The organism is Larkinella sp. C7 (assembly GCF_006149005.1).
In the GTDB taxonomy this organism is placed as follows: Bacteria; Bacteroidota; Bacteroidia; order Cytophagales; family Spirosomataceae; genus Larkinella.
In genome coordinates this window covers 607705-620624 of sequence record NZ_VBSL01000005.1, presented here as the reverse complement: position 1 = coordinate 620624, position 12920 = coordinate 607705, and the positions used below count along the sequence as shown (strand labels likewise).

The following is a 12920-nucleotide window of genomic DNA, read 5'->3' as shown; positions in this document are numbered from 1 at the left end:
TTATGAGCGATTGGGAGCAGGATTAGACACCTGTCGGTAAGAAAATCCGGAAAACCGCCCCCTGGCCTTCCCGGCTTTCTGCCAGGATGGCTCCAAAGTGGTTTTCGACCACTTTTTTTACAATCGCCAATCCCAGGCCCGTTCCGGCATACTGGCTGTTCTGGCTGTGCAAACGTTGGAATGCTTTAAATATCTGGTGGCGGTATTCAGTTTTAAAACCAATCCCGTTGTCCTGAACGCTGATTTCATAAAACCGGATCGACTTTTGAAGCGGTTTCAGTGCGACGGGCAAAATAGGAAAGGTCAAACCCGCTGGTAAGTCACCCAGTCGCACTTCCCGAAACGAAATTTGAACGTGTGGGGGGGTGTTCGGGAACGAGAATTTCAGGGCGTTGATGAGCAGGTTCTGAAACAGTTGCCGCAACTGGCTAACACTTCCCCGGATGGTCGGCAGGGGGGCGACTTCAACGACGGCGTTTTTATCCTGAATCATCAGTTCCAGATCCGACAGCACGTCGTTGATCAACGGATTGAGTGATACCGCAACCGGAGCGGGTTTCTGAGTAGATAGCCGGGAATACGTCAGCAAATCCTGAATCAGCCCTGACATCCGGCTGGCGGCTGACTGCATCCGCTGCAAAACCGTGGTGCCATCGCCTAACTGGCTGCCATACTGATCGAGAAGCAGATCGCCGAACGCCTGAATTTTTCGTAAAGGTTCCTGCAAATCGTGGCTGGCCCCGTAGGCAAACTGCTCGAGCAATTCGTTGGATCGCACCAAATCCTCGTTGGACTTTTTCAACCGCAGTTCCTGCAATTTGCTCTCCGTAATGTTCATAAACGTGATCACAATCTGGTCGGTGCTCTGCCGGACGGCGGCCACCGTGAACCAGGCTTCCAACCCGTTTGCGTCGATGTAATACTGCGTCGTTTGATCGGTTTGGCCCGTTTCAGCCACCCGTTGATAGAATCCGAACAGACCGGATTCGATGTTGCCGGGGAATACCTCCAGCAGCCGGTGTCCGGCAATTTTCTCGGGCGGCAAAAATAGATCCCGCTCGACAGCCCGGTTGGCGGTTTGCATCAGAAAGTCGATGATCTGCCCGGATTCGTCCCGGATCGCCCGCATGGCGATGGTACTATTCAACGATGCGTCCAGCGTTGCCTGCAAGAGCTCAGCCTGTTCCTGCTGGGCCACTCTCGCCCGCTTCTGGTCGGTAATATCCACGAATGAAAGCACGATGCCTTCCTGCAATGGGGTCGCGGTGATGAGGAAACAACCGTCACAAGCCTGGTTTCCATACGGGAATTCAACAATTCTAGGCTCTTTCGTTTCAATTGCGTCGACATACTGTTGAAATAAGCCCAGTTCCTTTGCGTTCGGAAACCAGTGCATCAAGGGCTTTTCCACGATCTGGCTCCGTTCGATACCCAACAACTGAGCGAGACGCTGGTTGGCAATCCGATACGAAAAATCAACGATTTGGGCTTCTTCGTTGCGCATGGGGACGCAATACGCCATAACATTTTGTGAGGCATCCAGGATGGCCTGCATCAGGACAAGCTGTTCCTCCGCAGACGGACTATTCCAGTAGTTGGTTGGTGTAGAACTCATAGCGTGTGGATCGGTGCGACTTCCTTCCGAATTAAACCAATGGAAACCGTATTTTGTGTCGTCCGGTGGCTAAAAAAGTAGCGAAGAAGAGGAGCGATTGTCGTTCCCTATGCCTTTCCACGAAAAAACCGTACCTTAGCACGCCTATAAAAACGGGTGAAAATCCGTTCATTCCCTACTCCTCAACTCAGGCAATGAAACGAAACGCATTGATCGGTATAATGATATTCCTGGCGGTCGGGGTGGCCGTGGCTCAAAAATCGGTTCCGGTAAAGAGTACCTGGACGAATGTGCCAACTGCCACCGGAGCAACCGCCGACAGTACGTCGCGTGCGGAAGTTTTTCTGGAAAACGCGAAAGTCCACGTGGTGGCCGTGAACAATGCCGATAAATTGTTCCTGACATTCCAGTTGGATAACGACCAGGATCAGTTTAAATCCCTGCTGTTCGGCAGCACCATCTGGCTCGATCAGAAAGGCAAGAAAAAAACCTGGCGCGGCATTCAGTTTCCACTACCCGAAGAAATGGACCCCGCAACCGGGCGCCCCGTGGCGTTGGGAGCCAAAGCCGGCCCCACGGATCGGTCGACGATGACGAAACAACTCATTGACCGGAAAATCGAGATGAAACTCATTCACCTCGTCGCCGAAGACGAAATGCTGGTGTCGGCCACCGGCGATCCGTCCGGCATTACGGGGCGACTGGAGGATAAAGCCGGTCGGCTGGTTTATCACCTCACCATTCCACTGGCATTGCTCAATGCCAAACCCGGTTCGGGAACACCCCTCGCCATCGGTTTTGAATCCGGCGTTCCGGAACGGCCGAAGCAGAGTTCGTCCAATTCGAGCAACATGGGCATGGGCGGCATGGGTGGTGGCATGTACGGTGGCGGCATGTATGGCCGACGCGGCATGTACGGTGGGGGCGGAGGAGGTGGTTTTAGTGGCCCCACGATGGCTCCAACCCGGTTTGCATTAACGGTGGAACTGGCGGCTCAGTGAGGCTGCTGGCCACCAAACCGTAAAATTGAATTTTGAAAATTTTCGTATGAAGTAGCAAGATTCCAAGGATATAGTATATTTGAGTAAATTTTACCGAATAAAGATTTGTGAAACGGTTTATCTCCTTCGGTTTATTCGTTGTTTTGCTTTACCACATGCTGGGGCATCTGCTGGTGCTCGTCAGTGTGCAGTGGCAGGAACAGCATGAATTGTCGGAACGGGTTACGGTTTTTTCGTCGGTCGACCATATTGTCGAGTTTCAAATACCACTTCAAAAACACCCCAACGAGGCCATTCTGACGCAGAGCAAACCGGAAGGGTTCAAATACCGGGGGAGTTTCTACGAAATTGTCAACCTGGATGTCTCGGGAGATACGCTCCACATTTCCGGCTACGTCAACCAGGCCAAATCCTTTTTTCAGCGCGATCTGCTATCCTTTGTGAAGGAGCAGTTTGCCACCGGCACGTCCGAATCGGCTAAAAAAGCCACTAACCTGCTTAAATTATTTTTAAAGGAATATTCGCCCATCAACCGCGCCCGTACCTGGTTTTTTCTGTACGACTGGAACGAGAAGCTGGTGCGAATTCCTTCGTTTACCTCCCATTTGTCGACCCGCAGTCTGCCGGTTTATTCTCCCCCTCCCGAGTTGTTGTCCTGATGAATTCGTTGATTCGCCGGTTCCCTGCGACCTCAGGTCGTGGCTGAATCGCGCGTGTTCGTCCCCGTAACCCACCAAGCACGTGCTGTTTATCCTTCGTGGCCCCGAAATGGGTTCGACGGTATATTCCGTACGCTGCCGGGTATTCATCACCGGTTTCTTATCCATCCGTTGGGAGGTTGGTGGGCCTTTTGGCCGCACCCGCAATCCACGTTATGACCATCTCAGACAACTCGAAGCAATGAAATTGTTTTACCGATTTTCTATGGCCTTTTTGTGCCTGTCCATTCTGTATACCCAGGCGTCGGCACAGGGCTGCGTAGCCGTCCGGCACATGGGCTGCGCCGTTCCGGGCAATGCCACCTCGGCCGATTTTTTCAAACAACGCACCGGCCAGTGGCAGGTGAACATGGGCTACCGGTATTTCCGGTCGTTCCGGCACTTCAAAGGCGACGTTGAGCAGAAAGAACGCCTGGAGCAACATACGGAGGTGATCAACCTGTCGCACGCCCTCGATCTGGGCATCACCTACCTGGCAACCCCCCGCTTATCTTTTTCCGTGAACCTGCCGATTCAGTACAATGACCGCTCCTCGCTGTATGAACATTACGGTAATTCACTGACTGCCAACCCCGAACAAAAGCGTTTCCATACCTATTCGCAGGGCATCGGTGATGTACGGATTTCGGGAAGCTACTGGCTGGTGAATCCGGCGAAACTGTCGAAAGCCAACCTGGCACTGGGTGTGGGGGTTAAACTCCCGACCGGCAATCCGGGCGTAACCGGCGATTTTCACAAACTGGACAAGGAAAAACGAGACTATATCGTCAACAAACCGGTCGATCAGTCGATCCAGTTGGGCGATGGGGGTGTGGGCTTCAGTGTGGAAGGTCAGGGCTATGCCCAGCTTACCGGCGGACTGACGGCGTATTTTTCCGGGTATTACCTCTTCAATCCCCGCGAAACGAACAACGTGCTCCGCAGCCCCGAAGCGACGACCATCGATCTGGTGACGGGCTATTTCTCGGTGGCGGATCAATTTGCCGCCCGGGTGGGACTGAGCCAGTCTATTTCCGTGATTCCGGGTCTGGCCGTGATGCTCGGCGGTCGGGTAGAAGGCATTCCGTCGTCTGATGTTTTTGGGGGAAGCAAAGGATTCCGTCGACCCGGTTACATCGTGGCCGTCGAACCCGGCCTGGCCTACATGCGCGGCAAATTCTCGGCTACGGCAACCGTCCCGGTAGCACTCTACCGCAACCGGATCAAGAGTTATTCCGACAAACTCGATCCGCTCGGCGTTCGTCACGGTGATGCGGCTTTTGCCGATTATTCCGTATCCGTTTCGCTGAGCCGCTGGTTCTAGACATTTCTTATCGGTCTTTCCGACACGTATCCACCTTTTAATACCATGAGAAATTTTATCAAATTGCTGGTAATCACCGCGGTGTTCGCAGTAGGCGAGGTGAAGGCGCAAATGCCGCATGATGCCATTTATATGTCCAAAGGGTCGGTTTGTGTGGCCGCGATGTATGGCAAAAGCACCTGGACCGACTACTGGGAAAACTCGCTCAAACGCTCCAATTCCAACATTGGCACGCACACGACCCAAAACGTGATGCTGATGCCTGCCATTGGAATTACCAACCGGTTGAACGTCATATTGAGCCTGCCGTATGTCTGGACCGAAACCAGTGCCGGTAACCTGCTGGGCCAGAAAGGTCTTCAGGATCTGTCGGGCTGGTTGAAATACCGGATTCTGTCGACGCACGGTTTTTCGCTGCATGCCGTAGCGGGAGCCTCGCTGCCGGTGGGCAATTACGTCCCGGATTTTCTGCCGATGTCGATTGGGTTGCAGTGCCGGACGGTTTCGGGGCGGCTGATTGCCAATTACAAACACCCGAAAACCGGTCTGTACCTCAACGCGCACGGCACCTACCTCTGGCGGAGTAACATCAACGTGGACCGCGATGCCTACCAGGCCGACGACCGGGTGTACAACACCAACGAAGTAAGCGTTCCGAACGCCTACGACGCGGGCCTGCGGCTGGGTATTCTGCGGAAAAAATGGCAGACCGAACTCTGGGCCGAACGCAGTTCCTGCACCCACGGCGACTACATCCGGCGACACGACATGCCGTTCCCGACCAACAACATGCAGGCAACGACGGTGGGCTGGTACGGGAAAGTGCAGCCCAAAAACATCGGTGTCAACGCCCGGGTGGGCTACGTTACCGACGGCCGGAATGTCGGACAGAGCACGAGTTTCATGGTGGGCGTGCTGTATCTGTTTAAGTTGTAAAAAGGATGGGGAATGGCGCTCGGTTCATTGCCCCTGATTAATCAAGAAAAAGTATGAAAACCTATATTAACAGGCTGAAAGGAGCGATCGGCGTTTTTGCCACGGTGGCTGTTTTGATGTCTTGTGACAAAACCATTGAAGAACCCCAGCGGGTGGGGTATGCCCCCGCGTCGGTCGATGAAAAAGCGGGTTCCTGGAAAACGTACCAGCTAACCTCGGCCACTGAAATAGCGGTGCCAGCCCCCAAAGCGGTTTCTTCCCCCGAATACGTGGCCGAACTGGCCAGTTTGAAGCAGAAATCCGCGAGCCTGACGAAGGAACAGCAGGAAGCCGTTGTTTACTGGGGTGCCGGGGCCGTTTACCGCTGGAATGAGATTGCCCGCGAACTGGCGGCCCGGTATAACATTCCGCCGGCCTACAACGCCGAGGGGAAATATCCGGTGCCCGACGCGGCCAATCCGCTGGCTGATCCGAAGTTTCCGTTTGCCAATCCGCCGTATGCTTCCCGCGCCCTGGCTTACCTGAGTGTGGCCCAGTATGACGCCCTGGTGGCGGCCTGGAACTACAAATACCAGTTCAAACGGGCCGCACCGTCGAAAACCGATGCCACGATTCGGGTGGCCCTGCCGGTTTCCAGCATTCCGACCTATCCCTCGGAAGATGCCGTCGTCGCTGCCGCTTCGGTGACGATTCTGAAGGCCATGTTTCCGGGCGAGGTGCCCTATCTGGAAGCCCGCCTGAAGGAACACCGTGAAAGCCGTTTGTGGGCCGGTATGAATGTGGAAAGTGATCTGGTTGCCGGTGTTGACCTCGGAAATGCCGTGGCAGCCAGGGTGATGGGTCGCGCCCGAACCGATGGGATGGCTGCTGCGAACAATCAGACGTTGACAGCGGGCATGATCGAAAAAGCCAAAGAACGGGGTCTTCGTGAAGTCTGGGTGAGCCAGGAATTGCCGCTTCGTCCGCCCATGCTGCCGAATTACGGGGCCGTTCTGCCGTGGAATTTCGCCAAGGCGGATCTGGAAAAACTGCGCGCCGTGCCTCCCCCGGCACTGGACAGTCCGGCTTTTCAAAAAGACCTGGAGGAATTGCAGAACATTCAGAAAAACCAGACCCGCGAACAGGCGCGAATTGCCAATTACTGGGCCGACGGAGCCGGAAGCTACACGCCCCCCGGCCACTGGCACCGTACGGCGGCCAATGTGAGCCACGAAGCCCGGCACAGCGAAGTCCGGATGGCACGCACGCTGGCCCTGCTGGGAACGGCCGAAATGGATGCGGCCATCACGTGCTGGGACTCGAAATACTATTACTATTATCCCCGTCCGCAGCAGTTTAAAGTGAAGACGTCCGTAGGACTGCCCAATTTTCCGTCGTATACCTCCGGTCACTCGACGTTCTCGGGGGCGGCCGCCACGGTATTGGGCTACTTATTCCCTGATCAGGCAGAAATCTTTACGAAACAGGCGCAGGAAGCCTCCGTGTCGCGCATTTACGGATTGATTCACTATCGCTTTGATTGTGAGGCTGGTTTGAAGGCCGGAAACGAAGTTGGAAATTACGCCATCGCCCGGGCAAAAGCCGACGGGTCCGGACTTTAAACCGCTACTGCATGGACTCTTGGAAGAAGAATGTGGGTATTCTGGGGACCAGTATGGGCTTGATAATCAGTCTGATGGTTACCGGTTTCGCCCAGTCATTAGCTCCAGAACCCGTAGCCGACACCCTGCGTAGCCAAACCTTGAAGGAGGTAAACGTAACCGGTATTCGGGAGGGGTTCACACAATCCCTGCCCGATGTGCAGGGGACGTATCTGCTGGGTGGGAAGCGGACGGAGGTGGTGCGGTTGGGGGAAATCGACGCGAACATTGCCGAGAAAAACGCCCGGCAGGTGTTTGCGAGGCTTCCGGGTTTGTTTGTTTATGACATGGACGGAACCGGCAACCAGATGAACGTTGCGACGCGGGGACTCGACCCGCACCGGTCCTGGGAATACAATAGTCGCCAGAACGGGGTTTTGACCAATTCGGACATGTACGGTTATCCGGCCAGCCACTTTTCGCCCCCGATGGAAAGCATCGAACGGGTTGAACTGGTGCGCGGAACGGCTTCCCTGCAATACGGTGCGCAGTTTGGCGGAATGCTCAATTACGTGACTAAATCGGGCGACACCACCCGTCGGTTTGGGTTTGAAACCATCAATTCGGTGGGTTCCTACGGCTTGCGGAGTACCTATAATGCCATTGGCGGGCGAATTGGGAAGCTGACCTATTACGGTTATGATTACCGGCGGCATTCGGACGGGTATCGGCAAAATGCTACCTCGGACGCCCAGGCCCAGTTTATGAGTTTGCAGTATCAGGCCACCAAGCGGCTTCGGATCAGTGCGGAATTGGGTCGCTCAGAATACGTTTACCGCATTCCGGGTCCATTGACGGAAGCACAATTTGCGCAAAATCCGCAGCAGTCCACCCGTAGCCGTAACTATTTCAATCCCGACATCTGGGTGCCGTCGTTGCGGCTCGACTGGCAGATGACGGACCGAACCCGGCTGATGTGGCTGACGTCGGCGGTATTGGGCCAGCGAAATAGTGTCCTGTTCGACGCGCTGGCCAACGTGCCGGATACGCTCATCAAGGCAACCGGACAGCCGCGAAACCGGCAGGTCGACATCGATAATTTTCACAGTTATACGTCCGAATTGCGCTTGCTGCACGCGTATCAGCTTGGAAATGTAACCGCGACCGGCGTGGTGGGTATTCAGGTCATGAACAACGACCTAAACCGGCGGCAGCAGGGGAAAGGCACGACAGGCTCCGATTTTGATCTGTCGATTACCGGGCCATTCGGACGCGATCTGCACTTTTACACCAGCAATGTAGCGGTTTTTGCGGAAAGCCAGTTTCACCTGACGCCGAAGCTGACGGTTTCGCCCGGGATTCGGGTGGAAAGCGGCTTGACCCGGCTGCGGGGAACCATCAGCTATTACGACCCGCTGAAGCTGCCAAACGACATCGACCACCGGTTTGCCCTGCTCGGCATCAATGCCCAGTACCGGTTTCGCCCGGAACTGAAAGTGTACGGTGGCTGGTCGCAGGCCTATCGCCCGGTGATTTTCAAGGACATCATTCCCACCTCCGTTTACGAACAGGTCGATAAGAACCTGAAAGATGCGACGGGGTATAACGCGGAAATCGGTCTGGAAGGCTACTGGCCGGGACTGCACGTCAACGTCAGTGCATTTTATCTGCCCTACCGAAACCGCCTGGGGAGTCTGGTGCTGACCAACCCGGCGGGCGAAAGTTACGTGTTCCGTACCAACGTCGGCGACAGTCGAACCAAAGGCGTCGAAGCCCTGGTTGAAGCGCAGTTTTACCGAACCAACCAGTTTGCGCTGACCGGTTTTACTTCGACGGCCTTTGTAGATGCCCGGTACCACAACGCCCGCGTTTCGACGGGAGCCGATAACCAAACCATCGATGGCAACCGGGTGGAATCGGCACCGCGCTGGACCAGCCGCAACGGACTGACGGCCCGCTACCGCACGTTTAGTCTGACCGCCCAGTTTAGCTACGTCAGTGAGACGTTTTCGGATGCGTTGAACACCCCGGAACCGACGGCCAATGGCGCCCGAGGCCCCGTTCCGGCCTACGGCATCTGGGATTTGAACACCACCTGGCGGATCGGACGGCGTTTTACGCTGAGGGGAAGTATCAATAACCTGCTCAATACGGCGTATTTCACCAAGCGTCCCACCTTCTATCCGGGGCCGGGAATCTGGCCCTCCGACGGTCGGACGGGCGTGTTGACGCTGGGAATCAGGTTGTAAACCGGAAGCGGAAGTTTTCGGTACGATTCATTCACATTTTTGACTGTACGCTAATGCCCCATATACCACTTCCTGAGCATTTACCGGGGATCACCGGTTTGCTCGAATACCGTCTCGATACGGCTTTACCCATCCGGGAATTGACCCAAATCCTGTTGCGGGGCGAGTCGACTTTAACGCCGGGCGAGCGCGAACTGATTGCCACCCTGGTGTCGGCCCGGAACGAGACCCGGTTCTGTACAGCCGCTCACACGAAAGCGGCCGACTTGCTGCTGGGCGAAAACGAAACTGCCTGGAAGGTAAAGCAGGATTATGAAACCGCTCCGGTCAGCGAAAAAATGAAAGCCCTGCTGGCCATTGCGGCCCGGGCCCAGCGCAGCGGGAAGGACGTGACGCCCGAAGCCGTCGAGCGGGCCAAACAGGCGGGCGCCACCGATCGGGAGATCCACGACACGGTATTGATCACGGCCTTGTTCTGTCTGTACAACAAGTACGTCGACGGGCTGGCCAGCGTAACACCGACCGATCCGGCGTATTACCAGCGGCTCGGCGAACGCATTGTTCAGGGGTATAAACGGCCACCCGGCGGTTTTCCGGTTCCACCCAAAACATAGCCATTTTTCAGGGTTTAAATGACCCGTCTTTGACAGAAGTACGCCCTAAAAGCCCGAAACCGTTCGGACGTACGCAGCCCTCACCGATAAAATACCAGAACTCATGAAGCACAAATGGCTTTCATTCCTATATAGTCTCCTCTTTGTTTTGTTGCTGAGCGGCACATCGTTTGCCCAGCAAACCCGGCTGTCGGGAACCCTCACCGACGCCGATACCAAGGCCCCGCTGGCGGGGGCCAGTATTCAGATCAAGGACCAGTTAACCGGCACTACCGCCGACGCTTTGGGCCAGTTCACGCTGACCACCAACCGGCGCGGGCCTTGGACGCTGGTCGTCACGATGGTGGGGTATGAACGCCAACTGGTTCCGGTAACCAATGCCGGCCAACCCGTCACCGTATCGCTGAAAGTCAGCACGCAGGTGTTGCAGGATGTGGTGGTGGCCGCTTCGCGGGTGGAAGAAAACATCTTGAAAGCCCCCGTCAGCATCGAGAAAATGGACAGCCGGGCCATTCGCGAAACGCCCTCGGCGACGTTTTACGAGGGCATCAACAACCTCAAGGGCGTCGATATGGTCACCAGCGGGTTGACCTACAAACAGATCAATACGCGCGGTTTTGCCAGCACCGGCAACACCCGGTTTTTGCAACTGATCGACGGGATCGACAACCAGCCCGCCGGTTTCGGTTTTTCGGTCGGTAACATGTTTGGACTCTCGGATCTCGATGTCGAAAGCGTCGAACTGGTGCCGGGATCGGCCTCGGCCTTGTACGGCCCGACGGCTTTCAACGGGGCCTTGCTGATGCATTCGAAAGATCCCTTTCAGTTTCAGGGACTGAGTGCGCAGGCCAAAGTGGGCGTCAACCACGTCAACGACCCGAATACCGGTGCCGCCCTGTACCACGATTATGCCCTGCGGTATGCGAAGGCGTTTAACAACAAGCTGGCTTTCAAGCTAAATGTTGCGTACATGAAGGGTCTGGACTGGTTTGCCACGGATTATACCGACGTCGATGCCACCACACCTGCCGAACAAAAGGGACACAACAACCCGGCTTACAACGGCCTGAATGTGTATGGCGACGAGGTAAACCGCACCCTCACCGGCATCGGCAAAGTGGCCCGCACCGGCTACGAAGAACGGTATTTGACGGATTATAACGTCTACAGTCTGAAATTGAACGGGGCCTTGCATTACCGGATCACGCCCAATCTGGAAGCGATTTATTCCTACAGTTATTCCAAAGGAACGGCTAATTACACGGGCAGCAACCGGTTTTCGGTCAACGGTTTTTCGTTGCTCCAGCACCGCATCGAACTGCGGGGTGCCAATTTCTTTGTCCGGGGCTACACCAATCAGGAAGATTCACACGATTCGTTCAATTCCCGGTCGCTGGGTCAGCAGGTTGGCCGGACGTGGGTGCGCGACCTGAATGGCACGGTGGTTCCGGCCAATCAGGCGGACGAAATGTGGTTTACACGCTATACAGCGGCTTTTCAGGGCAAGGTGCAGGGCGTCACGACGGCCGATCACACAGCCGCCCGGCGCTTTGCCGATCAGGGGCGGTATCTGCCCGGTTCGGCAGAATTTGATCGCGAAAAGGCGCGGCTGAAAACGATTCAGGGATTGAACGGCGCCGGTATACTGAGCCAGACGAAAATGTACCATGCCGATGCCCAGTACAATTTCTCTTCGGCCCTGGAAGCCGCCGGTTTGTCGAAAACTGAAGTGCTGGCCGGCGGCAATTTCCGCCAGTTCAGTCTGTTTACAAACGGAACGCTGTTCGACGATAAAGGGGGGCGCATTCTGTACAATGAGTTCGGAGCCTTTGTCCAGGCCAGCCAGCGGCTTTTGGCCGACAAACTGAAACTGACGGTGTCGGGGCGGTACGATAAAAACCAGAATTTTGCCGGGTATTTCACGCCCAGAGCGTCGCTGGTTTTTTCCCCGACCGAAGCGCATAACTTCCGGGCTTCGTTTCAAACCGGTTTTCGCAACCCGACGCCGAGCGACCAGTTTATCAAGCTGAATGTCGGCCCGATTACGATTCTGGGGGGCGCTCCCGCCAACAGCGCGGGCATGAATGTCTACGAAAATTCGATCAATTCACCCTCTGTCGGCGGTTTTGTCAATGGTTTTCTGGCCGATGTGCAGTCCGGAAAGACACCCCAGCAGGCGGTGATGAACAACAAGGACAAACTGCAAAAATCGAATGTAGCCTACATCAAACCCGAAAAGGTACAGAGCTTTGAGGTCGGTTACCGCGGGCTGATCAACAACCGGCTGGCCGTCGATGCCAATTATTACTTCGGTGAATACCAGAATTTTATCCTGAACCAGGTGGTCATCCGGCCCGACAATCCGGTTTTGGGCAGCGACGGCACCATAAATCCCGCAGCCGCGCAGGACATCCTGAACACCAAATACCAGGTTTTTCAATTGTATACCAATGCGGCCGACCGCGTAACGGCGCAGGGAGCCACGCTGGGCCTGACGTACTATGTGCCGGGCGGTTTTACGATTGGCGGCAACGGAACCTGGTCGGCCTTTAACCTGAAAGGCGCTAATCCAAACAACATTCCGGCTTTCAATACGCCGAAATACAAAACGAATGTGACGGTTGGAAACCGCAACCTGGCCAAAAACCTTGGATTCAACGTGGCCTGGCACTGGCAGGATTCATTCGACTGGGTGGGGTCGTTCAACGATCTTCGTCCGGGCCGGATTCAGGCCTATCACTTGCTCGATGCGCAGGTTACCTACCGGGTTCCGTCGGTGAAAACCGCCCTGAAAGTGGGAGCCAGCAACCTGACCAACCAGTACGTCGTGCAGGCTTACGGGTCTCCGGCGGTGGGCGGTCTGTATTACATTTCGTTAACCTTTAACCAGGGAATGCGCTAAG

Annotated in this window: 9 protein-coding genes; 8 read left to right on the top strand and 1 reads right to left on the bottom strand. The window is 55.5% G+C overall.

Translation table 11 applies throughout. The features are described from left to right. Positions 1 to 22: 22 nt before the first annotated feature. Positions 23 to 1615: an ATP-binding protein gene (locus FH871_RS16150; protein ID WP_138992435.1), complete on the bottom strand. Its 1593-nt coding sequence runs from the start codon at positions 1613 to 1615 to the stop codon at positions 23 to 25. Positions 1616 to 1809: 194 nt separating this feature from the next. Here FH871_RS16150 and FH871_RS33485 point away from each other — a divergent pair, with 194 nt between their 5' ends. The 8 genes from FH871_RS33485 (at position 1810) to FH871_RS16110 (ending at position 12919) form a co-directional block, all read left to right on the top strand. Beyond that, entirely contained in the window at positions 1810 to 2616 is an 807-nt protein-coding gene (locus tag FH871_RS33485; RefSeq protein WP_212768233.1) for a hypothetical protein, read from the top strand. Positions 2617 to 2723: 107 nt separating this feature from the next. After that, positions 2724 to 3275 carry a hypothetical protein gene (locus FH871_RS16140; RefSeq protein ID WP_138992434.1) on the top strand — a complete coding sequence of 184 codons (552 nt, stop codon included), beginning with the start codon at positions 2724 to 2726 and terminating at the stop codon, positions 3273 to 3275. Between the two features lie 265 nt (positions 3276 to 3540). Further along, positions 3541 to 4638 (top strand): hypothetical protein, encoded by a 1098-nt coding sequence (locus FH871_RS16135; RefSeq protein ID WP_229317325.1) that lies wholly within the window; start codon positions 3541 to 3543, stop codon positions 4636 to 4638. A gap of 45 nt (positions 4639 to 4683) precedes the next feature. Next, positions 4684 to 5574 carry a hypothetical protein gene (locus FH871_RS16130; RefSeq protein WP_138992432.1) on the top strand — a complete coding sequence of 297 codons (891 nt, stop codon included), beginning with the start codon at positions 4684 to 4686 and terminating at the stop codon, positions 5572 to 5574. A 53-nt stretch (positions 5575 to 5627) separates the two neighbouring features. Continuing rightward, positions 5628 to 7175 (top strand): phosphatase PAP2 family protein, encoded by a 1548-nt coding sequence (locus FH871_RS16125; RefSeq protein ID WP_138992431.1) that lies wholly within the window; start codon positions 5628 to 5630, stop codon positions 7173 to 7175. 11 nt (positions 7176 to 7186) lie between these two features. Continuing rightward, the gene (locus FH871_RS16120) at positions 7187 to 9403 is read left to right on the top strand and encodes a TonB-dependent receptor (protein WP_138992430.1); all 2217 of its coding nucleotides are present in this window, start codon (positions 7187 to 7189) and stop codon (positions 9401 to 9403) included. 53 nt (positions 9404 to 9456) lie between these two features. Further along, complete coding sequence (locus tag FH871_RS16115) at positions 9457 to 10017, top strand: carboxymuconolactone decarboxylase family protein (protein ID WP_138992429.1); 561 nt, start codon at positions 9457 to 9459, stop codon at positions 10015 to 10017. A gap of 103 nt (positions 10018 to 10120) precedes the next feature. Further along, on the top strand, positions 10121 to 12919 hold the full coding sequence (locus FH871_RS16110) for a TonB-dependent receptor (protein WP_138992428.1): 2799 nt from the start codon (positions 10121 to 10123) through the stop codon (positions 12917 to 12919). Position 12920: the final 1 nt, after the last annotated feature.